General features: G+C 71.8%; 20 protein-coding genes. 11 read left to right on the top strand and 9 right to left on the bottom strand.

The genetic code is table 11. The annotated features are described in order from the left end of the window. The first annotated feature begins 164 nt into the window (after window positions 1-164). The 4 genes from ACIQOU_RS12705 (at window position 165) to ACIQOU_RS12690 (ending at window position 6,920) form a co-directional block, all read left to right on the top strand. Window positions 165-1,973 (top strand): methylmalonyl-CoA mutase family protein, encoded by a 1,809-nt coding sequence (locus ACIQOU_RS12705; RefSeq protein ID WP_401536485.1) that lies wholly within the window; start codon window positions 165-167, stop codon window positions 1,971-1,973. Further along, on the top strand, window positions 1,973-4,159 hold the full coding sequence (gene scpA / locus ACIQOU_RS12700) for a methylmalonyl-CoA mutase (protein WP_401536484.1): 2,187 nt from the start codon (window positions 1,973-1,975) through the stop codon (window positions 4,157-4,159). Before ACIQOU_RS12705 ends, scpA begins: the two co-directional genes overlap by 1 nt. A gap of 5 nt (window positions 4,160-4,164) precedes the next feature. Next, on the top strand, window positions 4,165-5,172 hold the full coding sequence (gene meaB / locus ACIQOU_RS12695) for a methylmalonyl Co-A mutase-associated GTPase MeaB (protein WP_401536481.1): 1,008 nt from the start codon (window positions 4,165-4,167) through the stop codon (window positions 5,170-5,172). Window positions 5,173-5,402: 230 nt separating this feature from the next. Beyond that, window positions 5,403-6,920 carry an MFS transporter gene (locus tag ACIQOU_RS12690; protein WP_401536479.1) on the top strand — a complete coding sequence of 506 codons (1,518 nt, stop codon included), beginning with the start codon at window positions 5,403-5,405 and terminating at the stop codon, window positions 6,918-6,920. A gap of 75 nt (window positions 6,921-6,995) precedes the next feature. On the opposite strand, the gene proP is transcribed toward ACIQOU_RS12690, so the two are convergent. Continuing rightward, complete coding sequence (gene proP / locus ACIQOU_RS12685; protein WP_401536476.1) at window positions 6,996-8,492, bottom strand: glycine betaine/L-proline transporter ProP; 1,497 nt, start codon at window positions 8,490-8,492, stop codon at window positions 6,996-6,998. Window positions 8,493-8,780: 288 nt separating this feature from the next. Between proP and ACIQOU_RS12680 the strand changes: the two genes are divergently transcribed. Next, window positions 8,781-9,596 carry a DUF899 family protein gene (locus ACIQOU_RS12680; protein ID WP_401536474.1) on the top strand — a complete coding sequence of 272 codons (816 nt, stop codon included), beginning with the start codon at window positions 8,781-8,783 and terminating at the stop codon, window positions 9,594-9,596. Window positions 9,597-9,977: 381 nt separating this feature from the next. After that, on the top strand, window positions 9,978-10,706 hold the full coding sequence (locus ACIQOU_RS12675) for a chitinase (protein ID WP_401536471.1): 729 nt from the start codon (window positions 9,978-9,980) through the stop codon (window positions 10,704-10,706). Here ACIQOU_RS12675 and ACIQOU_RS12670 read toward each other — a convergent pair. The 6 genes from ACIQOU_RS12670 to ACIQOU_RS12645 all read right to left on the bottom strand — a co-directional run bounded on the left by ACIQOU_RS12670 (window position 10,696) and on the right by ACIQOU_RS12645 (window position 15,666). After that, on the bottom strand, window positions 10,696-11,361 hold the full coding sequence (locus ACIQOU_RS12670) for a beta-glucanase (RefSeq protein ID WP_401536468.1): 666 nt from the start codon (window positions 11,359-11,361) through the stop codon (window positions 10,696-10,698). The genes ACIQOU_RS12675 and ACIQOU_RS12670 overlap by 11 nt on opposite strands. Window positions 11,362-11,524: 163 nt before the next feature. Continuing rightward, window positions 11,525-11,842: a hypothetical protein gene (locus ACIQOU_RS12665; RefSeq protein ID WP_401536466.1), complete on the bottom strand. Its 318-nt coding sequence runs from the start codon at window positions 11,840-11,842 to the stop codon at window positions 11,525-11,527. A gap of 108 nt (window positions 11,843-11,950) precedes the next feature. Continuing rightward, complete coding sequence (locus tag ACIQOU_RS12660) at window positions 11,951-12,844, bottom strand: TauD/TfdA dioxygenase family protein (protein ID WP_401536464.1); 894 nt, start codon at window positions 12,842-12,844, stop codon at window positions 11,951-11,953. 47 nt (window positions 12,845-12,891) lie between these two features. Continuing rightward, the gene (locus tag ACIQOU_RS12655; protein ID WP_401536461.1) at window positions 12,892-13,701 is read right to left on the bottom strand and encodes an ABC transporter ATP-binding protein; all 810 of its coding nucleotides are present in this window, start codon (window positions 13,699-13,701) and stop codon (window positions 12,892-12,894) included. Beyond that, the gene (locus tag ACIQOU_RS12650; RefSeq protein ID WP_401536747.1) at window positions 13,688-14,698 is read right to left on the bottom strand and encodes an ABC transporter substrate-binding protein; all 1,011 of its coding nucleotides are present in this window, start codon (window positions 14,696-14,698) and stop codon (window positions 13,688-13,690) included. The genes ACIQOU_RS12655 and ACIQOU_RS12650 overlap by 14 nt, the downstream gene beginning before the upstream one ends. Window positions 14,699-14,796: 98 nt before the next feature. Further along, window positions 14,797-15,666 carry an ABC transporter permease gene (locus tag ACIQOU_RS12645; RefSeq protein ID WP_401536746.1) on the bottom strand — a complete coding sequence of 290 codons (870 nt, stop codon included), beginning with the start codon at window positions 15,664-15,666 and terminating at the stop codon, window positions 14,797-14,799. A gap of 440 nt (window positions 15,667-16,106) precedes the next feature. On the opposite strand from ACIQOU_RS12645, the gene ACIQOU_RS12640 reads away from it, so the two are divergent. From ACIQOU_RS12640 to ACIQOU_RS12620, 5 genes are all read left to right on the top strand, one after another. Next, on the top strand, window positions 16,107-16,937 hold the full coding sequence (locus ACIQOU_RS12640) for a DUF1684 domain-containing protein (protein ID WP_401536459.1): 831 nt from the start codon (window positions 16,107-16,109) through the stop codon (window positions 16,935-16,937). Between the two features lie 182 nt (window positions 16,938-17,119). Next, a complete protein-coding gene (locus tag ACIQOU_RS12635; protein WP_401536744.1) occupies window positions 17,120-18,709 on the top strand; it encodes a molybdopterin-dependent oxidoreductase in 1,590 nt (529 codons plus the stop codon). Window positions 18,710-18,810: 101 nt separating this feature from the next. Continuing rightward, window positions 18,811-19,464 carry a fasciclin domain-containing protein gene (locus ACIQOU_RS12630; protein WP_401536456.1) on the top strand — a complete coding sequence of 218 codons (654 nt, stop codon included), beginning with the start codon at window positions 18,811-18,813 and terminating at the stop codon, window positions 19,462-19,464. A 316-nt stretch (window positions 19,465-19,780) separates the two neighbouring features. Beyond that, complete coding sequence (locus ACIQOU_RS12625) at window positions 19,781-20,167, top strand: DUF485 domain-containing protein (RefSeq protein ID WP_401536453.1); 387 nt, start codon at window positions 19,781-19,783, stop codon at window positions 20,165-20,167. Continuing rightward, a complete protein-coding gene (locus ACIQOU_RS12620; RefSeq protein WP_401536451.1) occupies window positions 20,164-21,789 on the top strand; it encodes a cation acetate symporter in 1,626 nt (541 codons plus the stop codon). The genes ACIQOU_RS12625 and ACIQOU_RS12620 overlap by 4 nt, the downstream gene beginning before the upstream one ends. On the opposite strand, the gene ACIQOU_RS12615 is transcribed toward ACIQOU_RS12620, so the two are convergent. After that, window positions 21,784-23,184 carry an FAD-dependent oxidoreductase gene (locus ACIQOU_RS12615; RefSeq protein WP_401536448.1) on the bottom strand — a complete coding sequence of 467 codons (1,401 nt, stop codon included), beginning with the start codon at window positions 23,182-23,184 and terminating at the stop codon, window positions 21,784-21,786. The two genes, ACIQOU_RS12620 and ACIQOU_RS12615, sit on opposite strands and share 6 nt — an antisense overlap. A 566-nt stretch (window positions 23,185-23,750) precedes the next feature. Further along, on the bottom strand, window positions 23,751-25,592 hold the full coding sequence (asnB, locus tag ACIQOU_RS12610; protein ID WP_401536445.1) for an asparagine synthase (glutamine-hydrolyzing): 1,842 nt from the start codon (window positions 25,590-25,592) through the stop codon (window positions 23,751-23,753). Window positions 25,593-25,741: the final 149 nt, after the last annotated feature.

Genomic DNA, 25,741 nt, shown 5'->3' with positions numbered 1-25,741 from the left:
ATTACCCTCACGGGGAAACCACGGGTGGCCGGAAGTCGGCTGCCGGATTCTGACGCCGCGTCGGTTCCCCCGGCCGGGTGTGCCGCACACCACCTTCACGGGGAGAAGAAGGTCACAGCCGCGCCCTCTGCTGCTCCTTTGTCGATCTGCTCTAGCATCCGGCCATGACGGTCCTGCCTGACGACGGGCTCGCGCTGGCCGCCGAGTTCCCCGACGCGACACACGAACAGTGGCAACACCTGGTGACAGGCGTGTTGCGCAAGTCGGGCAAGGAGCTGTCGGACGACGCCGCGCTGGATGCCCTGTCCACCGTGCTGGAGCCGGGGCTGCGGACCCGGCCCCTGTACACCGCGCGCGACACCGCGCCCGAGCCCGGCCTGCCCGGTTTCGCGCCGTTCGTGCGCGGCGGACGCCCCGAGGGCGCCACGGCGAGCGGCTGGGACGTCCGCCAGCGACACACGGTGGCGGACAACGGCGCCGTCCTCGCCGACCTGGAGAACGGCGTCACGTCCCTGTGGCTGGCCGTCGGCGCGAACGGCATCCCGCTCGCGTCCCTCGCCCACGTGCTGGACGGCGTCTACCTCGACCTGGCGCCGATCATCCTGGACGCGGGTGCCGAAGTGGGGCCAGCGGCAAGCGAGTTGCTGCGCCTCTCCACGGAACGAGGCATCGCCCCGGAGTCGGTCCGCGGCAACCTCGGCGCCGACCCTCTCGGCCACCGAGCCCGCACCGGCCGGTCGTTCGGCATCACCCCGGTCACCGACCTCGCCCGGCGCTGCGCCGAAACGTACCCGGGGCTCAGGGCGTTGACCGTGGACGCGCTGCCGTACCACGAGGCGGGCGGCTCGGCGGCACAGGAGCTGGGCTGCTCCCTGGCGACCGGCGTGGCGTATCTGCGGGAGCTGACCGGCGCTGGGCTGAATGTCGAACAGGCCTGTGGGCAGCTGGAGTTCCGGTACGCGGCCACCGCCGACCAGTTCCTGACGGTCGCCAAGTTCCGTGCGGCGCGGCGCCTTTGGGCCCGGGTGGCCGAGGTGTGCGGGGCGCCCGGGGCGGGTGCGCAGGTGCAGCACGCGGTGACCTCGCCGGTGATGATGACGCGCCGTGACCCGTGGGTGAACATGCTGCGCACGACGGTCGCGACGCTGGCAGCAGGGGTGGGCGGCGCCGATGCGGTGACCGTGCTGCCGTTCGACGTCGAACTGGGGCTGCCGGACGCGTTCGCGCGGCGCATCGCCCGCAACACCTCGACGATCCTCATCGAGGAGTCCCATCTGGCGCGGGTGATCGACCCGGGGGGCGGTTCCTGGTACGTGGAGCGGCTGACCGATGAACTCGCCCTCGCGGGCTGGGAGTTCTTCCAGCGGATCGAGCAAGCGGGCGGCCAGGAAGCGGCGTTGGAGTCCGGGATGATCGGTGAGCGGCTCGCCGAGACCTGGTCCGTGCGGAGCGCGAAGCTCGCCAAACGCCGTGAACCCATCACCGGCGTCAGCGAGTTCCCCCACCTGACGGAGAAACCCGTCGTGCGCGAGCCCGCCCCCACGCCGCCCTCCGGAGGTTTGCCCCGGGTCCGGCGTGACGAGGCCTACGAGGCGCTGCGTGCCCGTTCCGACGCCCATCTCGCCGCCACCGGCGCCCGCCCCCGGATCTACCTGGCCGCCCTCGGCCCGGCCGCCGCGCACACGGCCCGCCTCACCTTCGCGTCGAACCTCTTCCAGGCGGGCGGCATCGAGCCCGTGACGCGGGGAAGCTTCGCGGAGAGCGGGGCGCGGGCGGTCTGTCTGTGTTCGAGCGATGCCCTGTACGAGGAGCAAGCGGCGTCTGTCGTAGGGGAGTTGCGGGCGGCGGGTGCCGAAGAGGTGTTCCTCGCCGGACGTCCCGGGCCGTACGAGGGCGTCGACACCTACGTCTTCGCGGGGTGCGACGCCGTCGCCGTGCTCTCCGCCACGCTCGACCGCATGGGAGTGTCCTGATGTCGATCCCTTCCTCCGTTCCCGATTTCACCGGGGTCGAGCTGGGCACCCCGGCTCCCCGGGGCGGTCTCGACGAATGGCGTGCGGCGCTCAAGAAGGCGGCCGACGGGGACGATCTGCTCTGGCAGACCCCGGAGGGCATCGCCGTCAAGCCGCTCTACACCGGGCAGGACCTGGAGGGCCTGGACTTCCTGGACACCTACCCGGGCATCGCCCCGTTCCTGCGCGGCCCGTACCCGACGATGTACGTCAACCAGCCCTGGACCATCCGCCAGTACGCCGGGTTCTCCACCGCGGAGGAGTCCAACGCCTTCTACCGCCGCAACCTCGCCGCCGGCCAGAAAGGCCTCTCCGTCGCCTTCGACCTCCCCACCCACCGGGGCTACGACAGCGACCACCCCCGCGTGACCGGCGACGTAGGCATGGCAGGCGTCGCCATCGACTCGATCTACGACATGCGCCAACTCTTCGACGGCATCCCCCTCGACAGGATGACGGTGTCCATGACGATGAACGGCGCCGTGCTCCCCGTGCTGGCGCTCTACATCGTCGCCGCCGAGGAACAGGGCGTCCCGCCCGAGAAGTTGGCCGGGACCATCCAGAACGACATCCTCAAGGAGTTCATGGTCCGCAACACCTACATCTACCCGCCGAAACCGTCGATGCGGATCATCTCCGACATCTTCGCCTACACCTCCCAGCGCATGCCCCGCTACAACTCCATCTCCATCTCCGGCTACCACATCCAAGAAGCGGGCGCCACGGCCGACTTGGAGCTGGCATACACCCTCGCCGACGGCGTCGAGTACATCCGGGCGGGCCGGGAAGCGGGCCTGGACGTAGACGCGTTCGCCCCTCGCCTCTCCTTCTTCTGGGCGATCGGCATGAACTTCTTCATGGAGATCGCCAAGTTGCGGGCGGCGCGGCTGCTGTGGGCGAAGCTGGTCAAGCAGTTCGACCCGCAGAATCCCAAGTCCCTTTCGCTGCGCACCCATTCACAGACCTCGGGCTGGTCCCTGACCGCCCAGGACGTCTTCAACAACGTAACGAGAACGGCCGTGGAGGCGATGGCGGCGACGCAGGGCCACACGCAGTCGCTGCACACCAACGCCCTCGACGAGGCCCTCGCCCTGCCCACCGACTTCTCCGCCCGTATCGCGCGCAACACCCAACTGCTGATCCAGCAGGAGTCGGGCACCACCCGCGTCATCGATCCGTGGGGCGGCAGCGCCTACGTGGAGCGGCTCACCTATGACCTCGCCCGGCGGGCCTGGCAGCACATCGAGGAGGTCGAGCGGGCGGGCGGCATGGCACAGGCCATCGACGCGGGCATCCCCAAGCTCCGCATCGAGGAAGCCTCGGCCCGCACCCAGGCCCGCATCGACTCCGGGCGTCAGCCGGTCATCGGCGTCAACAAGTACCGCGTCGAGACCGACGAACAGATCGACGTCCTCAAGGTCGACAACTCCTCGGTGCGCACCCAACAGATCGAGAAACTGCGCCGCCTGCGCGCCGAACGCGACGAACGGGCCTGCCGGGACGCGCTGGACGCCCTGACCCGGGCGGCCGGAGGTGAGGGCAACCTGCTGGAGCTGGCGGTGGACGCGGCCCGCGCCAAGGCCACCGTCGGGGAGATCTCCGACGCCCTGGAGAAGGTGTACGGGCGGCACGCGAGCCAGATCCGTACCATCTCCGGTGTGTACCGCACCGAAGCAGGCGAGTCCCCGGCCGTGGAGCGCACCCGCTCCCTCGTCGACGCGTTCGAGGAGGCGGAGGGCCGCCGCCCGCGCATCCTGGTCGCCAAGATGGGCCAGGACGGCCACGACCGGGGCCAGAAGGTCATCGCCACCGCCTTCGCCGACCTCGGCTTCGACGTCGACGTCGGCCCGCTGTTCCAGACCCCGGGCGAGGTGGCCCGCCAAGCCGTTGAGGCGGACGTCCACGTCATCGGCGTCTCCTCGCTGGCCGCAGGGCACCTCACCCTCGTCCCGGCCCTGCGCGACGAACTCGCCCAGGAAGGCCGCGCGGACATCATGATCGTCGTGGGCGGGGTGATCCCGCCGCAGGATGTGCCGACCCTCCTGGAGATGGGCGCGGCGGCCGTCTTCCCGCCCGGCACGGTCATCCCGGACGCGGCGTACGACCTGGTGAAACGGCTCTCCGCCGACCTCGGCCACGCCCTCTGACGCCCATGGCAGCCATCGATCTCGAAACGTATGTGAAGGGCGTCCTCGACGGGAAGCGGGCGCTGATCGCCCGGGCCATCACCCTCGTCGAGTCGACCCGCCCCGGCCACCGCGTGCTGGCGCAGGAGCTGCTGACGGAGCTGCTCCCGCACAGCGGCCGGTCCCGGCGGATCGGCGTCAGCGGGGTGCCCGGCGTGGGCAAGTCGACGTTCATCGACGCCTTCGGCACGCTGCTCACCGGGCTCGGTCACCGGGTCGCCGTCCTCGCCGTGGACCCGTCCTCCACCCGCACCGGCGGTTCGATCCTCGGCGACAAGACCCGGATGGAGCGGCTGGCCGTCGACCCGGCGGCCTTCGTGCGCCCCTCCCCCACCGCCGGGACGCTGGGCGGGGTGGCGAAGGCGACGCGCGAGTCCATCGTGGTGATGGAGGCGGCGGGCTATGACGTGATCCTGGTGGAGACCGTCGGCGTCGGGCAGTCGGAGACGGCGGTCGCGAACATGGTCGACTCGTTCCTGCTGCTCACCCTGGCCCGTACCGGCGACCAGTTGCAGGGCATCAAGAAGGGTGTCCTGGAGCTGGCCGACGTCATCGCCGTCAACAAGGCGGACGGCCCGCACGAACGCGACGCGCAGCTGGCGGCACGGGAGTTGGCGGGCGCGCTGCGGCTGATGCACGGCAAGGAGGCGTTCTGGACGCCGCCGGTGCTGAGTTGCAGCGCGCGGGAGTCGACGGGCCTGGAGACGGTGTGGGAGCGGCTCGAACAGCACCGCGCGCTGCTCGACTCCTCGGGGCGTCTGGCCGCCAAACGCCGTGACCAGCAGGTCGACTGGACCTGGACGATGGTCCGCGACGAGCTGCTCGACCGGCTCCGGCACGACCCGTCGGTACGCTCCCTCGCCCCGGATCTCGAACGGCGGGTGCGGGCGGGCGAGTTGACCGCCACCCTGGCCGCCGAACGCATCCTGCGGGTCTTCGACGCACGCGGCGGCTCGGACACCGACGACGCCTGAGCCGGACACGGCGGCGCCCGGCCGACAGGTCCCGTCGGCGGTGGGCAGGGGCTCTCGTGCGGCTCAGGGCCCGCACCCGCCGAGCCCCCGCACGCTCCCCGGGGGCGTCCGTCCGCCGCACTGCGCCCGCCTTGATCTCTCATTACCCTGGATCAGACGGTTCTTCCGTGATCAGACGGTTCTTCCGTGGAACCCCGAACGCCTGTGCGGTCCTGGCGAGAGGAGCCCCTGTGACAGCGTCGGCCCCGCCCGCAGGCGGTGGGAACACGGGCGACCAGGAGGCCGGGTACATACCGGACCCACGGCGCTGGCAGGCCCTGTGGGTCACCCTGGTGGCCGGTTTCATGAGCCTCCTCGACGTGACGATCGTCGCCGTCGCCCTGCCCACCATCCAACGTGACCTGGACGCCTCCCCCGCCCAGGTGCAGTGGGTGGTCTCCGGCTACGCCCTCACCTTCGCCCTCGCCCTGGTCACGGCCGGGCGGCTCGGCGACGCCCTGGACCGGCGCCTGATCTTCCTCCTCTCCCTCAGCGGCTTCGTGCTCTTCAGCGCGGCCTGCGGAGCGGCCCCGAACATCACCCTTCTGGTGGTGTCCCGCCTGTTCCAGGGGCTTGCGGCCGGTTTCATGTCGCCGCAGAACTCCGCGCTGATCCAGCAGATGTTCCGGGGCGCCGAACGCGGCCGGGCCTTCGGTCTCTTCGGCTCGACCGTCGGCATCTCGTCGGCCGCGGGGCCCCTCACCGGCGGAGCCATCCTCGCCGTGGCCTCCGGGACCGACGGCTGGCGGTGGATCTTCTACGTCAACGTCCCCATCGGCGTCCTCGCCGTCCTCCTCGGCCGGCGCCTGCTCCCCCGCACCAAGGCGTCCGGGCGGGGCCAGGTGGATGTGCCGGGGGTGCTGCTGCTCGGGGCCGGGGTGCTCGCGCTGATGTATCCGCTGGTCCAGGCGGACTCCGGGGGCATCATCGACCTGTGGTGGCTGTTCGTGGTCGGCGCCGTGATCCTCGCCGTCTTCGTCCGCTGGCAGCACCGGCTCATCGCCCGGGGCGGACAGCCTCTGCTCGACCCGCGCCTGTTCACCACCCTGCGCGGCTATGCCGTCGGGGCGGGCGTCGGCACCCTGTACTTCATCGGGTTCAGCGGCATCTGGCTGGTCTTCGCGCTCTTCTACCAGCACGGTCTGGGCTTCTCACCGTTGCGCTCCGGGCTCGCCGTGACGCCGTTCGCGCTCGGTACGGCGGTCGCGGCCGTGGTCGCCGGGCGGCTGGTGGAACGGTTCGGGCGGCTGCTCACCGTCTGCGGGCTGACCGGCGTGATCCTCGGCCTCGGCGCCACCGCGCTGCTGCTGCACTACGCGCCCCTGTCCAGCGCCCCGTGGCTGGCGGCGCCTGCGCTGTTCCTGGGCGGCATCGGCGGTGGGTTCGTGGTCTCCCCCAACATCACGATGACCTTGCGGGACGTGCCGGTGCGGATGGCGGGTGCGGCCGGTGGCGCCCTCCAGACGGGACAGCGGCTCGGCGCGGCCGTGGGCACCGCCGCGCTGCCCGGCCTGTTCTACCTGGTCCTCGGCAAGGGCACCGGCTATCGCGCCGCCGTCGTCACCGCGTTGTGCGCCGCGCTGGTCGGCATGGTGGCGTCCCTCGCCCTCGCGACGTTCGACTGGCAGCGCGACCGGCGGGCCCGGCATCCGCACGGCGGGTGCCCGGGCGAGGTCGCAGGCGACCCGGTCCACTCCCGCCACACCTGACGGCACCACCCCGGCAGGCGCAACGCCCCGTACCGGGGAAGCGGTACGGGGCGTTCCGGGGTGGCGACGGGGTGGTCAGAAGCGCGGGTCGGGGGTCTGGGACTGGCAGATCTCGGCGGCCTCCTGCTCCGTCTCGACGGAGGGCGGCGACCCGGCGAGGGGCTCGTTGGCCGTCTCCTTCATGCACAGGACGGCGATGACACCGACGACGGCCGCGGCCATCGCGTAGTACGCCGGCATGAGATTGGTGTCGAACACGCTGATCAGCGCGGTGATCACCAGAGGTGTCGTGCCGCCGAAGAGCGAGGTCGCGAGGTTGTAGGAGACGGACAGGGAGCCGTAGCGGACCTGGGTGGGGAAGATCGCCGGGAGCGCCGCCGACATCGTGCCGAGCATCGCCACCAGGGAGAGCCCCATCAGGAGCAGCCCCAGGGTGATGAGGACGACGTTGCCCTCCCGGATGAGCAGGAAGGACGGCACGGACAGAACGAGGAAGCCGAGCATCCCCGTCATCAGCAGCGGCTTGCGCCCGAAGCGGTCCGAGAGGCGGCCCACCTGGTTGATGACGCACATCTGCAACACCATCACGAGGAGCAGGATCAGCAGCCCGTGGTTGGTGCCGTAGCCGAGTTCCTCGGACAGGTACGTCGGCATGTACGACAGCAGCATGTAATCGGTGATGTTGTACGCCGCCACGAGCGCGAGGCACAGCAGCAACGGCCGCCAGTAGCCCGTGAAGATCTTCCCGAGGTCGGCCGCCGCCGAGGTCTCGACGGCGTCGGCGGCCTCGCTCGCCCGGACGTGGCCGCCCTCCAGCTTCTGGAAGGCGGGCGTCTCGTCCAGCTTGAGCCGCAGGTAGAGGCCGATGAAGCCGAGCGGCGCCGCGACCAGGAAGGGAATGCGCCAGCCCCAGTCCAGCATCTGGCTCTCGCTGAAGACGCTGGTGAGGATGACGACGAGCCCGGAGGCCCCGATGTACCCGGCGAGCGTCCCGAACTCCAGGAAACTCCCGAAGAATCCGCGCCGTTTGTCGGGCGCGTACTCGGCGATGAACGTCGAGGCGCCCCCGTACTCGCCGCCGGTCGAGAAGCCCTGCACCAGCCGGAAGAAGATCAGCAGGGCCGGGGCCCAGAAGCCGATGGAGGCGTGCGAGGGGATCAGCCCGATGGCGAAGGTGCCCACCGCCATCATGATCATGGTGATGGAGAGGATCTGTTTCCGGCCGACCTTGTCGCCGAGCGGTCCGAAGACCATGCCGCCGACGGGTCGCACCAGGAACGCCACCGCGAAGGTCGCGAAGGAGCTGAGGAGTTGGGCGGTGTCGTTGCCCGAGGGGAAGAAGACCTTGCCGATGGTGGCGGCGAGGTAGCTGTAGATGCCGAAGTCGTACCACTCCATCGCGTTGCCGAGGGCGGCGGCCTTGGTGGCGCGCTTGACCGCGGCCTCGTCGGTGACGGTGATGTCGGTGCGGCGCAGCTTCGGGTGGCGTCGCCTGTCGATCGCGCGGAACAGCACCCTGTGCCGTCTGACCGCGGCGAGATCCACCGACTTCTCCTGGTCGGTTCCCGCCATGAGGGTGTTCCTTTCGCCGAACGTGTTACCAAGCAGAACACCTGCACAGTTCTCACGCCCTCAAACTGATCTCTTCGCGGGGCGTCCGAGCGGCTACGGAGAGTGACGGTCGGTGGGGGTGGTCTCGCCGGTCGGACGCCGTTGCCGCGCGGGTGCCGTGGGCCGTTCAGGTTCGGGCGCGGGCGCGTCCCGGCGCGATGGGTTCCGGGTGGGGTGCGGGTCTGTTGTGGTGAGGGCCGTAGGGCGGCGCACGGTACCGCCCGGCCCCAGGGACCCCCGGAGGACAGCATGGCGACCACATCCGGCCACGCGAGCGGCGACCTTCCCGGCAGGCCGCCGGTCGTCGACCTGGCCACCTGGCAGGCGGCGCGCGAGGAGTTGCTGGTCCGCGAGAAGGCGCACACCCATGAGGGCGACGCGATCGCGGCGGCCCGGCGGCGGCTGCCCATGGTCGAGCTGGACGGCACCGTCGAGGTCGTCGGCGCCGACGGTCCGGTGCCGTTCCTCGACCTGTTCCAGGGCCGGGACGAACTCGTCGTCTACCAGCACATGTGGTGGGACGGCGCGCCGCACCAGGGTCAGTGCGAGGGCTGCACCATGACGGCGTGGCATGTGCGGGACGCCGTCTATCTCCACGCCCGGGGTGTCTCGTTCGCCGTGCTGACCACGGGGCGGTGGGACGAGGTGGCCGCCTATGTCGACTTCATGGGGTACACGCAGCCCTGGTACTCGGTGCGGGACGCGGCGGCGCCGATCGGCGGCGGGATGGGGCACCTGTCCTGCTTCCTGCGCGACGGCGCCCGGGTGTTCCTCACCTACTCCACGACGGGCCGGGGCAACGAACCGGCCGCGGGGAGCTTCGGCCTGCTCGACATGACGCCCTACGGGCGCGGCGAGGCCTGGGAGGAGCACCCCGAGGGCCGGGCCGTGCTCGGCGAGGTCCGCGACGGGCAGCCGTTCCAGGGCCATCACGCCTGCTGGTACTGGCGCGCGGACGCCGACGGCGTCGCCACCTGGGGTCCGACCAGCCGGCCCGTGCCGCAGTGGACCCGCCCCGGCGCGACCCCCGTGCAGACCCTCGGCCGGCACGGCTCCCCCAGCTGACGCGCGGGGGACGGCACCGGCGCCGACGTCCGCACGGGGTGGTGGCGGCCGACCGTCGCGGCCGGTGAACAGGGGCGCGGGGACGGCCGTTGCGTGGTCGGGGTGGCTTCACGTCCCGTGCACGCGCCCTCCCCGCGCCCTTGACACCCTCACACGGGCCGCTTGTATGGTCTAGTCCAACAGAACTCGCCGCTTCTTCAAGGGAGTTGAGTTCTCGTGGGCCCCAGTCTCCCCGCGAGGACGGCGAGTGCGCGTCGCCCTCCGGGTCTCTCCGGCGTGTCCGGGAGAGGTCGGTGTCCGGTGCGCGCGGTCCCGCGAACCATGGCCGTGCGGGTCCTGGCACGACGACGTTCCCCCCACCACTGAGCAGGAGTTCACATCGTGCACCCCCGCAAACTGAAGCTGTCCGCGCTCGCCGGTGCCGCCGCCGTCCTGTCCGGTCTGGCGCTCGCTCCGACGGCCTCCGCGCAGAAGGCCGACGCCACCGCCGCCGCGTTCGTGGTCAGCGAGGCGCAGTTCAACAGCATGTTCCCGAACCGGAATTCCTTCTACACCTACAGCGGGCTGACCGCCGCGCTCGGCGCGTACCCCGGGTTCAGTACGACCGGCAGTGACACGGTGAGGAAGCAGGAGGCCGCCGCGTTCCTCGCCAACGTCGGCCACGAGACCGGCGGCCTCGTCTACGTCGTCGAGCAGAACACCGCCAACTACCCGCACTACTGCGACACTTCACAGCCCTACGGCTGCCCGGCCGGTACCGCCAAGTACTACGGTCGCGGGCCGATCCAGCTCAGCTGGAACTTCAACTACAAGGCGGCCGGGGACGCCCTCGGCATCGACCTCCTCAACAACCCCGACCTGGTGCAGAACGACGCGGCCGTGGCCTGGAAGACCGGCCTGTGGTACTGGAACACGCAGAACGGGCCGGGCACGATGACCCCGCACAACGCCATGGTCAACGGGGCCGGGTTCGGTCAGACGATCCGGTCCATCAACGGCTCCCTCGAATGCGACGGCCGCAACCCGGCGCAGGTCCAGAGCCGGATCGACAACTACCGGCGCTTCACCCAGGTCCTCGGCGTCGACCCGGGCGGCAACCTCAGCTGCTAGGGCGGGGTGCGCGGTGCACGACCAGGCTCTCCACCGCGTACGACAGTTCCGTCTCGGTGGGGGCGGGGGCCGGGTGGTAACGGCCCGCGCTCACCGAGAGGTTGACGATGAGGTAGGCGTTCCAGTCGGCGCCGACGCCCCGGCCGTCGGCGAAGACCCGGCTGCCGTTCAGTGACCAGACCACGCTGCGCCTGCCGAAGGTGACGCTCAGGTCGATGACGGCACCGGGGGCGACGGCGGGGTCACGCACGGAACGGCTGCGCGGCCGGACGTGGTTGGTCAGCTCCAGCAGGTCGGGGTGGTCCGGGTGGTACTCGAAGACGTCGACCTCGTTGCCGCCGTCGCGCCAGGTCCAGATCGCCGGCCAGGCGCCCACCCCGGTCGGCAGCCGTACCCGGGTGTCCAGGCGGTCCCCGGTGCGCAGGGTGAAGGCGTCGGTGCTGCCCTCGGTGGTCAGCAGGCCGCTGTCCCACAGGCCGTCGGCTCTGCGGGTGGCGCGGAACGTGCCGGTGCGGGAGTAGGCGGCGTCGGCGGTGAGGTGGTCGAGTTTGTCGTCGCCCGGGTTGGTGGGGCCGTCGTCGGGATAGGCCCAGGAACGTCCGGCGACCCACTGGCTCGCGGAGCTGAAATCTGCGGTGAAGACGGCTTCGCTCACGCGCGGGCTCCTTCGGTCACCGGGGCGGCATCGCCCGCCGAGGTTCTCCCCTCGGCGGGGTCGGCCATGCGGTGCCCCGGGGCCCGTGGGGCGTGTTTCACCCAGGTGGGTGAAGGGCGTGCGGGCACCGGCCGCGCGGGCGACCGGGTGCCGTCACGCCGGTTCAGGCCCCGGAGTCGATGCCGGTGATCACCGCCGGTCCCAGGGGCGCGCTGTGGTCGTCCAGGCCGACGGAGGTCAGCGCGGACTCGGCGAGCCGGTGGGCCTCCCGTTCGGCCTCGGGACCACTGTCCGCGTCGATGGTGAGACGGACGGTGAACGTGTCGTCGTCGTTCACCGTCAGGATGTCGAGATCCTCGTCGTTGCCCAGCTGGGTGCGGTGCGGGTCGGCCGGGCGCAGCGCCCTGGCCAGTTCGGCCCGCGTTCCCGGTGCGGCGCCGCCGGTGAAGGTTCCCGGCACCGAGATGACGTACGTCGTCATGGCAATCCTCCCTCGGTCCCCCCTCGCCTACCCTGCCCGGCCGACAAGATCCCCGCCGGTCGGGACCGACCGCGTCGGGGCGACGGGGGCCGACCGGCGGGCCTCGGGTCAGGCGGGGCCGAAGGGTTCGTCGCCGCGCAGGGTGATGCGGTGCATGACGCGGTGCTGGCCGCCGTAGTCGCGGTTGGCGTAGTGGGAGGTGGCGCGGTTGTCCCAGAGGGCGACATCGCCCGCCTGCCAGCGGTGGCGGACCGTGTGCTCGGGCTTGGTCAGGTGGGCGTAGAGGATGTCGAGGATGCCCCGGCTCTCGTGCTCGGAGACGCCGGTGATGTGCGAGGTGAAGCCCGGGTTCACGAACAGGCCCTTGCGTCCGCTCTCCGGGTGCACCCGCACCACCGGGTGTTCGACGGGGACCAGCTCGGTGAAGACCTCGCCGTCCCAGAGGTTGCCGCGCCCCTTGCGCTTCTGGGCGAGGTAGTAGCCGAACTCGCGGCTGCCGTCGTGCACGGCGGTGAGCGGGTCGATCAGCGCACGCAGCCCGGGGGTGAGCGACTCGTAGGCGAGCTGGCTGTCGGCCCACGAGGTGTCGCCGCCGTTGGGGGGCAGCACCACGGCGCGCAGGATGGACGCCGCGGGTGGGCGGCGCACGAAGGTGACGTCGGTGTGCCAGACGTCGGCGAAGCCGTTGTCCTGGCTGTCGAGGGAGTACACCTCGTCGGGCACGCCGCCGGAGTCGTGCACCGGGTGGCCGGCGGTCAGGTCGCCGAGGCGGCGGCCGAAGTCGATCTGCGCGTGGTCGTCGATGTCCTGCCCCGGCACGAAGAGCACCTTGTAGGTGACGAGGGCCGTGCGGATCGCGAGGACCTGTGCGTCGGAGAGGTCGCCGAGGTCGATGCCGTGGATCTCGGCGCCGAAGCTCGGGCCGAGCGGCGTGATGCGCAGCCCCGCGGCGTCCGGTCGGGTCGCCGGGGCCGTGGCGGGCTGTTCGCTGATGACGGTCATGGTGGTTCCTTTCCCACAGGTCGGCTGGTACGGCTGGTGGACGTGGTTCAGGCCGCTGCGGCCTTCACCTCGTGGGCGACGCGGGCGCGCAGGGCGGCGAACTCGGCGGAGCCGCGCAGTTCTTCGGGGTCGATGTCCCCGCGCGGCAGCGGGACGGGCAGATCCAGGACGACGGTTCCCGGGCGCTTGCTCAGCACCACCACGCGGGAGCCGAGGAAGACGGCCTCGTCGGCGGAGTGGGTGACGAAGACGGCTGTGCGGCCGGTCCGGGCGGTGACCAGGCGGACGTCCTCCTGGAGGCGTTCGCGGGTGAGGGCGTCGAGGGCGGCGAAGGGTTCGTCCATGAGGAAGACGGCGTTCTCGGCCGCCAGGGCGCGGGCGATGGCGACCCGTTGCTGCTGGCCGCCGGAGATCTCCCAGACCCGCCGCTTCCCGGTGCCCTCCAGACCGACGCGCGCCAGCAGTTCGGCACGCCGGTGACCCCACTGGTCCCTCGGGACCCCCGCGTACCGCAGGGCGAGGTCGATGTTGCCACCGACGGTGCGCCACGGGAAGAGGCGCGGTTGCTGGAACACCACCCCGGCCGCCTGTCCGGGGCGGGGTGCGGCGCCGGAGACGTGGACGGTGCCGTGGGTGGGCTGCTCGAATCCGGCGAGCAGCCGCAGCAGGGTGCTCTTGCCGCACCCGGAGGCGCCGACCAGGACGAGGAACTCCCCTGCGGGCACGTCCAGTTCGACCGGTCCGACGGCGGTGACGGCGCCGTCGCCCCGGCCGTAGCGGTGGGTGACGTGGGTCAGGCGGACGGCGCCCCGGACGTCGTTCACCCGCTCCTGCTCGGTGACGTCACTCGATGCCATCGGGGAGCCCCTTGAGGTAGAGCGCGGTGCGGAGGGTGTCCTCGGCGGGCGCGGTCTCGATCTGGTGCTGGCCGGCGAGGAACGCCCCGGTGTCGGTCAGGTAGGTGGCGAGCTTGCCGGGCTTGCCCTCGGTGCCGAGCCAGTCGGCGGAGGCGATCTGGCGCGGGGTGAGGAAGACGCCCTGGGCGAGTTGGGCCTTGGCGGCGGCGAGGCTGATGCCGAGTTCGCCCGCGATGGCCCGCGCGGAGCCTTCGGGGTCGGCGGTGAGGCGGCGCAGTCCGTCGGCCTCGATGCGGCGCCAGGTCGCGATCGTCTTCGGCTCCTTCGCGATCAGCGCGTCGGAGACCACGGCCAGGTCCAACGTCGGTCTCCCGGCCGCCCCGATCTCCTTGCTGCTGACCAACTGGACGCCGGTGGTGCGGAGTTCGTCGAGGGTCGGCAGCCAGACGTAGGCGGCGTCGATGTCGCCGCGCTGCCAGGCGGCGAGGATCGGCTGCGGCTGGAGGTCGATCAGCTTGACGTCGGTGGTCTTCAGACCGGCCGCGTCGAGGGCGGCGAGGAGGCTGTAGTGCGAGGTGGAGGCGAACGGGGTGGCGACCGTCCTGCCCTTGAGGCCCGCGACGTTCTTGATGCCGGTGGCCTTGCGTGCCACGAGGGCCTCGTTCTCCCCGGCGACGTCGAGGACGAAGGCGACCTTGTAGGGGATCGGCGAGGAGCCGGAGATGCCGCGGGCGAACGGGCTCGACCCGAGGGCGGCGATGTCGAGGGAGCCGCCGATGAAGGCCTGGTTGACGCTGGCCCCGGAGTCGAACTTGATCCAGGTGATCCGGTGGTCCGGCAGGGCCTTCTCCAGGAGCTTCTGGTTCTTGACCAGCAGGTCGCCGCTGGGGAAGGCGAAGTAGCCGATGCGCAGGTGCCTGGACCCGCCGGAGGAACCGGTGTCCGAGGAGCAGCCGGTGAGCGCGACGGAGGTGGCGCCGAGTGCCGCGGCGAGCAGGGCGCGCCGGGTCGGGCGGCCCGGGGAGGAACCGGGGCGGACTCCGGACTCCGGAGGGAGCATGTCTGAAGCCTGTTTCTGTAGAGGGGTCTCGGGCGTCAGGCGTGGCCGCGCCAGGGCACGACGGCACGTTCGAGCCGGAGCAGCAGTCCATCGATGGCGAGGCCCGAGATGCCGATCGCGGCGATCCCGACGAGCACCACGGGGGTGTTGTTGTAGTTGGCGGCGTCCTTGACCATGCCGCCGATGCCGGGCAGGCCGTTGACGAGTTCGGCGGCGACGAGCGAGGAGTAGGCGACGCCGACGGCGAGCCTCACGCCGGTGAAGATCTCGGGGAGCGCGGAGGGCAGGACGACGTCCCGTACGACGTCCCGGCGGCGGGCGCCGAGGGCGCGGGCGGCTTCCTGGAGGTGGCGGGGCGCTGCGGCGACGGCCGTGGTGGTGGCGACGGCGACCGGTGGGAAGGCGGCCACGGCCAGCAGGGTGATCTTGGGTTCCTCGTTGATGCCGAGCCAGACGATCAGCAGGGAGAAGTACGCGAGCGGGGGCAGGGTCCGCAGGAAGGTGATCCACGGTTCGAACAGTGAGCGCACCCAGCCGACGGTGCCCATGACCAGCCCGAACGCCACTCCGAGGGCGATGCCGAGGCCGGCGCCGCACGCGATCCGGCGCAGGCTGATGCCGAGGTGTTCGACGAGGTAGGTGCCGTTGTAGCCGCGTACTCCGTCGTGGGTGGTGGACACGTCGATGAACGCGTCCCACACCTTCACGGGCGGCGGGACGAGGGTCTCGCTCCAGGCGCCGCTTGCCGCCACGGCCTGCCAGCCGACGAGGAACAGCAGCAGGGAGCCGACCGGCAGCGCGAGTCGGCGTGCCGCTGCGGTGAGCCGGGAGGCGGTGGGGCGGGGGGCGTCGGGCGGTGTCGCGTCCGTGTGGTCGTGCGGGAGGTCGGGTGGGGTTTCGGGCACAGCCTGTGCTGTGGACACGGGGGGCCTCCACGGGCCGGGGGGGTGGGGTAGGGCGCACGCGCCGCGACGGAGTAATGCCGGGCGGGGAGGGGAACGGCGCGGAAGGACGACGGGGCAGCCGGGGGTGTCCCGGACGGCTGCGGGTCCTCAGACGTGGAGGGTCAACAACAGCACGAAGCCGCGCGACGGCACAGGTCGATGACCAGGCGGCGCACCAAGGTTTCGTGGATCACGAGGCAAGTTCTACCGGAGGCGGCGACGGCCCGCCAGAAGCTGTCCACACCCTGGGACATCGGGGGCCTCCGGCGGACGGGGCGGATGAAGCCGATCGATGCGGGCCGGTGGCGCTTCACACGACTGACAAGAAGCTGTCACACGGGGCCCGGAATGCGCGGCCGGAGCGCGGCGGTTCACACGGGCAGGACGACGAAGGAGTGTTCATGACGACCACCGAGCAGGTCACGACGGCGGACCTCCAGGCCTTCACCCAGGAGTGGCTGGAGTGGCACCGCGCGCAGGAGGAACGACTCGCCGCGCCGCACGGCTTCCTGGCGATCACCGGGCTGCACTGGCTCGACGAGAGCCCGCAGCGTTTCCCGGACGCCCCGGGCAGCTGGCGCACCGGCCCCGACGGCATCACGGTGACCCTCGACGAGGGCGAGGAGCTGGTCGTCGACGGCGTGCCGGTGCGCGGCGCACACCACTTCGGGGTGATCCCGGAGCGGGGCGGCGTCAACGCGGTCTGGGGTGACGCCGTGATCGAGGTCGCCAAGCGCGGCGGCAACGACATCGTCCGCCCCCGGCACCCGAGCGCGCCCCTGCGCACCGCGTTCGCCGGCACCCCGGTCTACGCACCGCACCCCCGCTGGGCCGTGCCGGGCCGCTACCTGGCGTTCGACACCCCGCGTCCGACGACCGTGGGTGCGGCGGTGGAGGGACTTGAGCATGTGTACGAGGCGCCGGGGCGCATCGCCTTCGAACTGGACGGCCGGGCCCTGTCGTTGACCGCGTTCCCCGGTCATGCCCCCGGCACGCTGTCGGTGCTCTTCACCGACGCGACCTCCGGCGTCACCACCTACGCCGCCAACCGCGCCCTCACAGTGGCGGCACCGGCCGCCGACGGGACGGTCACCCTCGACTTCAACCGGGCGGTGAACCTGCCGTGCGCCTACACCGACCTGGCGACCTGCCCGCTGCCTCCGGCGGAGAACCGGCTGCCGGTGGCCATCGAGGCGGGCCAGAAGCTGCCTCGGGAGCGGGGCGGAATCTGAAACACACCGGAACTCGGATATCCGTGACGGAAGCCGGTATCGGATATCTGTAGCGGATATCCGTAGCGGGAATCCCCGCGGATGGGTCCGGGGCAGAACCTCATTCTTTCGTGGGTCCGACCAATCCGGCGGCGGGGCCGTGCCGGATTCCCCAGGTGACCGAGGACGAGAAGAAGCCGCCGATGTGCGGCGGGTGGGTGCGGCGGGCGCTGGCCGCGGGCAGCGGTGTGCTCGCGGGTTTCACCGCGCTCGCCGTCGCCGAGTTGGTGTCGGTGGCGGTACGTCCGCAGGCCAGCCCCGTCGTCGCCGTCGGCGGGGCGGCGATCGACCGCACGCCGGCCGCCGTGAAGGACTGGGCGATCCGGCATTTCGGCGCGCACGACAAAATGGTGCTCCAGCTCGGAATTCTGGTCGTGCTGGGGATTTTCGCGCTGGCCCTGGGAGTTTTCGCGCTGCGATTCCGGCGTACGGGCGCCGCCGGTGTTCTGGTGTTCGGGGTCGTGGGGGCGGTGGCGGCGACCGGTCGGCCCGATTCCACCGGACCGGCGGATGCGCTGCCGTCGGTCGTGGGGGCCGTGCTCGGCGCGGTCGTCCTCGCCGTGCTCGTGGGTCGGCTCAGGTCCCCGGCCCGGGTGTCCGACGCGGGCGACCGGCCGGGGCAGAGCGCCGATTCCGGGGGCGGGTGGGACCGGCGGGGGTTCGTGGTCGCCGCCGGTGCCGCCGCCGTAGCCTCCGCCGGGGCCGGGGTGCTGGGGCGGGCCCTCAACGCGGCCGGCGGACAGAGCGCGGTCGCCTCCCGCGCCGGCGTCGTCCTGCCGGCACCGGTGTCCACGGCACGGCCCGTTCCGCGCGGGGCGCAGCTGCGGGTGCCCGGGATCAGCGCGTTCCGCACCCCGAACAGCTCCTTCTACCGCGTCGACACCGCCCTCGTGGTGCCCAAGGTCGACGCGACGGCCTGGCGGTTGCGCATCCACGGTCTCGGGGTGCGGCGCCCGGTCACGCTCACCTTCGCCGACCTGCTCGGGCGTGAGCTGATCGAGCGGGACATCACCCTCACCTGCGTCTCGAACGAGGTCGGCGGCCCCTATGTGGGCAACGCCCGCTGGATCGGCGTCCGGCTGGCCGAGCTGCTCACCGAGTGCGGGGTGCGGGCGCCGTCGCGGGGTGGTCCGGCGGATCAGCTCGTCGCCCGTTCCGTGGACGGCATGACCATCGGCAGCCCCGTCGACGACGTGATGGACGGCCGGGACGCGCTCCTCGCCCTCGGCATGAACGGCGAACCGCTGCCGTTCGCCCACGGGTTCCCGGTCCGGATGGTGGTGCCGGGGCTGTACGGGTTCGTGTCCGCCTGCAAGTGGCTCACCGACCTCGAACTGACCACGTTCGACGCCTACGACCCCTACTGGGTCAAGCGCGGGTGGGCCCGCCGGGCGCCCATCAAGACCGAGTCGCGCATCGACACCCCCAAGCCCTTCGCCCGCCCCCGGGCCGGGACCGTGATGGTCGCCGGGGTCGCCTGGGCGCAGCGGCGCGGCATCGACAAGGTCGAGGTCCGGATCGACGACGGCCCCTGGCAGCAGGCGCGGCTGGCGGCCGAGGACACCCGGGACACCTGGCGCCAGTGGTCGTTGCCCTGGCAGGCGAGCCGGGGCGGCCACACCCTCACCGTGCGCGCGACCGACCGCACCGGACGCACCCAGACCGAGAAGCGGGCGCCGACGATCCCCGACGGCGCCAGCGGCTGGCACTCCGTGGTCGTGACCGTCGACTGACACCCCGTCACATCACCTTCACCACCGGCCACTTGACCCCTCTTCACTCCATGACCCATGAGAACGCGGCTCGCGCCGTGCCGATCCACAGGAGAGACACCATGAACACCCGTATCCGCCGTAGCGCCGTCGTCCTGGCCGCCGCCACCGTGCTGCCGTTCGCCCTCAGTGCCTGCTCCGACAGCAGCGGCGACTCCTCCACGTCCACGTCGTCGTCGAAGGCGTCCGCGTCGGCGTCGGCGTCCGCCTCGGACGACAGCATGAGCGGTACCTCGTCGGACCAGCCGTTCGGGTCGGCGTGCGCGTCCGTGCCGAAGAGCGGTGCTGGTTCCTTCAACGGCATGGCCATGGACCCGGTCGCCACGGCCGCCTCCCACAACCCCGCGCTGTCCACCCTGGTCGCCGCGGTGAAGAAGGCCGGCCTGGTCGACACCCTCAACAACGCCCAGGACATCACCGTGTTCGCGCCGACCAACGGCGCGTTCGCGAAGATCCCGAAGGCCACCCTCGACAAGGTCCTCGCCGACAAGGCCCAGCTCACCAAGATCCTCACGTACCACGTGGTGGGCCAGAAGCTGACCCCGAAGGACCTGGAGAAGGGCTCTTTCACCACGCTGGAGAAGTCGAAGCTGACCACCGCGGGCTCCGGCGAGTCCTACACCGTCAACGACGCGGCGAAGGTGGTCTGCGGCAACGTCAAGACCTCCAACGCCACTGTCTACATCGTCGACAGCGTTCTCATGCCGCCCAGCTGACCATCCGCCGACGGGCCGGGCACCGCGCACCACGGTGCCCGGCCCGTCGGCGTCCGGCCCGTCGGCGTCCGGCCGGCGTCCGGGGTGACGGGCCGCCAACGCACCTGTCCCGGCTGCCACTTGACCATCACTGGCCGCACCTACACCATCCGCATGCGCCACGGTCCGGTCAACTGACCGGTATCACCTGGGAGTTCGGCCAAGTCGCTGCGCGCGGGGCGTGGCGCGCATAGCGTGCGACGAGCCGCTACCGCTCCCCCGCCGTCCCGCGGTGCGTGGTCGGTGCGGGGCCCATGCCTCGCCAGGAGATTCCGGGATGCCCCACGACAGCTCCGAGTTACCCGCCGGCCACCGCCTCTCCCCCGCCTGGTCGTCCGACGGCGCCCCGCAGGACCGGCAGCCGCAGGACGGCCCGCACCGCACGCTGCGGCTGCTGCGCCGCGCGGGACGTCGGCAACGGCGGGTCGCGGCGCTGGTCGCGCTGACACCGTTCGCGCTCTTCCTGCTGGTCACCGTCGAGGTGCCGTCGCTGATGGACCGGGCCGCGCCGGGCGGGCTGCCGACGGGACTGCTGCTCGCGCTCGCCCAACCCCCGGTCACCTGGCTGGCGGTGGTGCTCTACGAGTGGAGCGCGCACCGGTTCGTGGACCCGTTGGTGCGGCGGGCGCGGGAGGATCTGCGGAACGCGGAGCCGTCGTCGTGATCGGGCTCGGCGACGGCACACAGTCGTGGTCGCTGGTGGCGTTCTTCTCCGTCGTCGCCGTCACCCTGCTGCTGTGCGTGCTGACCGGGCCCACGGGCGACGACCTCGACGACTTCTACACCGGCTACCGGACCCTGTCCCCGCTGCGCAACGGCCTTGCCGTGGCCGGGGACTACATCTCCGCCGCCACCGTCCTGACCGTCGGCGGCATCATCGCGCTGTGCGGCTACGACGGCATCATGCTGGCCCTGAGCACCCTGCTCTCCCTGGTGCTGCTGATGTTCGTGCTGGCCGAACCGCTGCACAACACCGGGCGTTTCACGATGGGCGACGCGCTGACCCGACGGCAGCCAGGACGGGCGGTACGGGTCACCGCGTGTGCCGTCACGCTGGCCGCGCTGGTCCCGATGATGGTCGTGCAGCTCGCCGGGGTCGGCCAACTCCTCGCGTTCGTGCTGGGGTTCTCCGACAGCGCCATGAAGAACGGCTGTGTCATCGGCGCGGGCGCGCTGATGATCAGCTACGCGGCGCTCGGCGGCATGCGGGGCACGGCGCTCATCCAGATCCTCAAGACCGTGGTGCTGCTGAGTTCCGGACTCGTCGTCGCCGGGCTCGTCCTGCACACGTTCCACTGGAGTCCGCGCGCGCTCTTCGACGCCGCCGCCGGGCGCAGCGGCGCCGGACCGGCGTATCTGACCTGGGGGTTGCAGTACGCGGGCGGGCCGCATCCGGCGCTCGACATGGCCAGCACGCAGGTGGCGATCGTGCTGGGCGGGGCCTGTCTGCCCCATGTCACGATGCGCATGTACACGGCGGGCACGCCCCGGCAGGTGCGCCGGGCGATGTCCTGGGCCGTCTCCTCGGTCGCCCTGTTCGTGCTGCTGCTGATCCTGGTGTGCACCGGCGCGACGGCGCTCGTCGGCCGGGCCGGGGTCGCGGGCGCCGATCCGCACGGCAGCACCGCCTATCTCCTGGGCGCCCGGGCGGCGTTCGGGAGCGGGATGTCGCGGGCCGGGAGCCTGCTGTTCGCCGGTGTCACCACCGCCGTCTTCCTCACCCTGCTGGCCTCGGTCGCCAGCATGACCCTGGCGTGTGCGAGCAGCCTGGCCCACGATCTCACCGCGAGCCGCCGCACCCCGCTGACACCGGCCCGTGAACTGGCCCTTGCCCGTGGCTGCGCGCTGGCCGTCGGGGTCCCCGTCATCCTGCTGGCGGTGCTGGCCCAGCACCGCAATCTCCAGCCGCTGGCCACGGTGTCGTTCTGTCTGGGGGCCTCGGCGATAGCGCCCGCGCTGCTGTACAGCCTGTTCTGGCGCCGGTTCACCCGGGCCGGGCTGCTCGCCACGCTGATCGGCGGGACCGTGAGCGTGCTGGTGCTGATGACCGGGACCAGTCTGGTGTCGGGGACGCCGCTGTCCGCGTTCCCCGACGCCCACGTCAACTGGTTCCCGTTCACCACCACCGCGCTGGCCTCCGTGCCCGCGGGTTTCCTCTGCGGCTGGCTCGCCACGCTGCTGACCGCGCGCCGCGACGGCGACCGGGAGCACGGCCGCTACGAGGCGCTGGAGCACCTGCTGCTCGCGGGGCCCGCGAAACCGGCGTCGCCGGGGCCTACGTCATGAGGTGACGCTGTCGCGTTCCGCGCGGGTGAGGGGGGCCTCGTCCAGGTAGGGCTTGCGGGGGCCGAACAGCATCGGGATCAGCATGTCGGGTGAGAGCAGCCGGGTGGCCGGCTTCTCCAGGCTCATCACGTCGAGCATGGCGGCCAGTGCGCGGGGGTTGCGGGCGCTGGCGGAGAAGGCCAGGTCGAGGAAGCGGGCCAGGTACTTCTCCAGGGCGGTGGGCGGGGTGCTGGCGGCGCCGGGGTAGAACACGTCCTGGCCCACCGCGAGGTCCCAGGCCGCGCCGACCGGGCCCGCCGCCGCGCGCTGCAACCGGCGGGCGATGCCGGGGGCGGTGAGCGGGGCGGTGTCCAGGACCGTACGGACGGCGAGGGCGCCCTGGGCGGCGACGGTCAGGCCGTGGCCGTAGACCGGGTTGTAGCCGGCGACCGCGTCACCGAGGACGACGACGCCGTCCGGCCAGCTCTTCATCTTCTCGTAGTAGCGGCGGGAGTTGGCGGTGGAGCGGGTGGTGACGACGTCACCGATGGGCTCGGCGTTCCGGAGGAGTTCACCGATGAGGGGGTCGCCCAGGCCGAGGGCGAAGTCGAGGAACGCGTCGGGGTCGCTGGTCGGTTCGCCGCCCCGGGTGCCGGACAGGGTGACGATCCACCGGTCGCCCTCGACGGGCAGGATGATGCCGCCCCGGCCCGGCGGCCGCGCGGGCGTGGCCTGCACGTTGACGACCGGGAACCGCAGGCCCGCCGTTCTCCCCGGGGCGTGGAAGAGCCGGGTGGCGTAGGCGATGCCCGCGTCGACCTCACGCTCGGGGACCCGGGGCAGGCCGAGGTCGGTGAGCCAGCGGGGCATGCGCGAGCCCCGCCCCGACGCGTCGACGACCAGGTCCGCGTCGAGGGACGTCTCGGTGTCGCCGGTGCGCAGGCGCACGCCGGTGACCTGGGCGGCGGTGCCGGACAGGCCGACGGCCGCGGTCTCCTGGCGCAGGGTGATGCGAGGGTCGGCCAGGACGCGGGTGCGCAGCACGTGGTCGAGCAGATCCCGGGAGCAGACCAGGATGTGGTGGTCGGATGCCGTGAAGCGGCGCAGCCAGACGGCGTTGGGCGCCCGTGAGACCAACTCGCCCATGATGTGCACGAGTCGGCCGCCCCGGGCGACGGCGTCCTCGATGACGCCGGGCACCAGCGCGTCGAAGGCGCGTACGCCGCCGCTCCACACGAGGTGGGCGTGGCGGGACTGCGGCACGCCCCGCCGCGCGGTGGGTCCGTCGGGCAGCCGGTCGCGTTCGAGGAGGGTGACGTCCGCGAACCCGGCGAGCGCGGTGGCGGCGAAGAGCCCGGAGGCGCTCGCGCCGATGACGACGACGGAGGGCCGACGGCCGGCAACGGGGTCTGGCATGAGAGTGCGCCCTTTCTGAAGCGGCTCTGGAGTGGTCGTGGTGTGGTTGTGGTGTGGTTGTGGTTCGGTTGTGGTGTGGTTCTGATGTGTTCTCTGGTGCGTTTTCTGGTCTGGCCAAGCGATGGATCAGGGTGGATCTGGGGTGGGCCCGTGGCCGTTCCGGGGTGGCCCCTCGCACACGGGCTCCGTCGCGGTCCCGGTCGGCGAGAGGCTTTCCGTACGGCTGAACTCCCCGTGAGGGACACCGGGATGAGCGGACGCACCCGCTCACCCTACGCGGAACGCCCTCCACTCTCTGTGATCGCTTTTCGGCCACCCCAGGTCGTACGGGCCCGGGACGTCGTCGCCGCGTTCCTCCTGCTGGTGGCGTTGCGGGGGCTGTCGTTCCGGCACGGGTACGCGGGGGTGCCACTGACCGCCGGGCTCGGGGCCGCCGTCGGCCATCTGGAGACGCTGCCGGACGGCACCCGGTGGCTGCTGTGTTCGGCGTTGGCGGTGTATTTCCTGCTCAGCGGCGTCGCCTGGCCGTCCCCTGCCCACTCCCGCCGGCTCAACGGGCTTGCGGGTCAGGCCAGTTGGAGGTCCGGGTGGTACAGGTCGAGCCAGACGGCGAGGTCGAGGGCGCGTTCCAGGCCGTGCCGGGCCAGTTGGGTGTGGACGGGCGCGGTCCGGTCGGCGGCCTCGCGCAGGAGGTCGTGGTCGACGAGGCCGAAGACCGGGTGGGTGGGCCGGGCGAGGAGTTCCTTGGCCTGCTTCTGGAGCGCCACCGCGTACTGGGGGTCCTGGGTGGAGGGGTAGGGGCTCTTCACCCGGTCGTAGACCGACGTCGGGAGCAGGTCGGCGGTCGCCTCCCGCAGCAGGCTCTTCTCCCGGCCGTCGAACGACTTCAGCGCCCAGGGCGCGTTGTAGACGTACTCGACGAGCCGGTGGTCGCAGTACGGGACCCTCACCTCCAGGCCGACGGCCATGCTCATGCGGTCCTTGCGGTCCAGCAGGATGCGCACGAACCGGGTGAGGTGGAGGTGGCAGATCACCCGCATCCGGTACTCGAAGTCGCTCTCGCCGTCGAGGCGTCGGACGGCGGCGGTGGCGGTGCGGTAGCCGTCGGCGATGTACCCCTCCAGGTCCAGGGCGTCGACGAGGCCGGGCCGCAGCACCTCGCCGCTCCGGCCCGGGACGCTTCCCCAGCCGACCAGCCAGGGGAACGTCTCCCCGCGCCGGGCCTCCTCGTCGAAGAACTGGCGGTAGCCGCCGAAGACCTCGTCGGCCGACTCGCCGGACAGGGCGACGGTGGACTGGTCCCGGATGGCCCGGAACAGCAGGTACAGCGAGGAGTCCATGTCGCCGAAGCCGCTGGGCAGGTCGCGGGCGCGGGCCACCCGGGCGCGGATGTCGGGATCGGCGAGGGCCTCGGCGTCCAGGACGATGTCCTGGTGGTCGGTGTGCGCGGTGCGGGCCAGGTCGTGGACGAACGGGGTGTCGGGGGTGGCGCGGTACTCGTCGGCGACGAAGTGGTCGGTCTGGCCGGTGAAGTCGACGGCGAAACTGCGCACCTTCTCGTCGTGCGCGGCGAGTTGGCGGGCGGCGATCGCGGTCATGGCGGAGGAGTCGAGGCCGCCGGAGAGCAGGGTGCAGCGGGGCACGTCGGCGACGAGCTGGCGGCGCACGATGTCGTCGAGGAGGGAGCGGACGGTGGTGAGGGTGGTGGCGCGGTCGTCGGTGTGCGGCCGGGTCTCCAACTGCCAGTAGACGCGCCGGTGCAGGCCTTCGCGGTCGACGGTGACGACGGTGCCGGGTTCGACCTCGGCGATGCCGTCCCAGACGGCGTGGCCGGGGGTCTTGATCATGGTGAAGAGTTCGCGCAGTCCGTCCAGGGTGACGCGGGCGGTGACCAGCGGGTGGGCGAGGATCGCCTTGGGTTCGGAGCCGAACAGGACGCCGTCGGGGGTGCGTCGGTAGCAGAACGGCTTGATGCCCATGCGGTCGCGGATCATCACCAGGCGTTGGTCGCGGCCGTCCCAGATCGCGAACGCGTACATGCCGTTGAGGCGTTCGGCGATCCGGTCGCCCCACGCGAGGTAGCCGCGCAGGACCACTTCGGTGTCGGAGTCGGTGGTGAACCGGTGTCCTCGGGCGGTGAGTTCACGGCGCAGTTCGGTGAAGTTGTAGGCCTCCCCGGAGTAGACGAGGGCGACGGTTCCGTCGGGGGTGTCGACGGTCATCGGCTGCCGCCCGCCGGGCAGGTCGATGATGGCGAGCCTGCGGTGGCCGAGGGCGGCCGGGCCCTGTGTCCAGGTGCCGCGGTCGTCGGGGCCACGACAGGACATCGTCTCCGTCATCGCATCCAAAGTGGCGGCCTCGACGCTCAGGTCGCGTTCGTAGGAGATCCATCCGGTGATGCCGCACATGGGGCGCCTCCCGCTCCGGGCCGGTCGGGGGCTCCTGCTCTCACCTGCGGTTCTCTCGACGTGAGCGACGACCCCACGAGCACACAAGGTGTAACTGCCACCTACCTTCGAGAGTGCGCCTCGGCACGGGGCCGGTCAACACGGATGTA

The sequence above is a fragment of the Streptomyces sp. NPDC091279 genome, assembly GCF_044757465.1.
GTDB lineage: Bacteria > Actinomycetota > Actinomycetes > Streptomycetales > Streptomycetaceae > Streptomyces.
This window is presented reverse-complemented; position numbering and strand designations above follow the sequence as displayed.

What these genes read in the sequence shown, in the direction of transcription:
- ACIQOU_RS12705 (WP_401536485.1), top strand. Translation starts at nt 165, where the DNA reads ATGACGGTCCTGCCTGACGACGGGCTCGCGCTGGCCGCCGAGTTCCCC.
- ACIQOU_RS12615 (WP_401536448.1), bottom strand. Translation starts at nt 23,184, where the DNA reads ATGCCAGACCCCGTTGCCGGCCGTCGGCCCTCCGTCGTCGTCATCGGC.
- scpA (WP_401536484.1), top strand. Translation starts at nt 1,973, where the DNA reads ATGTCGATCCCTTCCTCCGTTCCCGATTTCACCGGGGTCGAGCTGGGC.
- ACIQOU_RS12625 (WP_401536453.1), top strand. Translation starts at nt 19,781, where the DNA reads ATGCCCCACGACAGCTCCGAGTTACCCGCCGGCCACCGCCTCTCCCCC.
- ACIQOU_RS12640 (WP_401536459.1), top strand. Translation starts at nt 16,107, where the DNA reads ATGACGACCACCGAGCAGGTCACGACGGCGGACCTCCAGGCCTTCACC.
- ACIQOU_RS12630 (WP_401536456.1), top strand. Translation starts at nt 18,811, where the DNA reads ATGAACACCCGTATCCGCCGTAGCGCCGTCGTCCTGGCCGCCGCCACC.
- asnB (WP_401536445.1), bottom strand. Translation starts at nt 25,592, where the DNA reads ATGTGCGGCATCACCGGATGGATCTCCTACGAACGCGACCTGAGCGTC.
- ACIQOU_RS12660 (WP_401536464.1), bottom strand. Translation starts at nt 12,844, where the DNA reads ATGACCGTCATCAGCGAACAGCCCGCCACGGCCCCGGCGACCCGACCG.
- ACIQOU_RS12680 (WP_401536474.1), top strand. Translation starts at nt 8,781, where the DNA reads ATGGCGACCACATCCGGCCACGCGAGCGGCGACCTTCCCGGCAGGCCG.
- ACIQOU_RS12655 (WP_401536461.1), bottom strand. Translation starts at nt 13,701, where the DNA reads ATGGCATCGAGTGACGTCACCGAGCAGGAGCGGGTGAACGACGTCCGG.
- ACIQOU_RS12665 (WP_401536466.1), bottom strand. Translation starts at nt 11,842, where the DNA reads ATGACGACGTACGTCATCTCGGTGCCGGGAACCTTCACCGGCGGCGCC.
- meaB (WP_401536481.1), top strand. Translation starts at nt 4,165, where the DNA reads ATGGCAGCCATCGATCTCGAAACGTATGTGAAGGGCGTCCTCGACGGG.
- proP (WP_401536476.1), bottom strand. Translation starts at nt 8,492, where the DNA reads ATGGCGGGAACCGACCAGGAGAAGTCGGTGGATCTCGCCGCGGTCAGA.
- ACIQOU_RS12635 (WP_401536744.1), top strand. Translation starts at nt 17,120, where the DNA reads ATGTGCGGCGGGTGGGTGCGGCGGGCGCTGGCCGCGGGCAGCGGTGTG.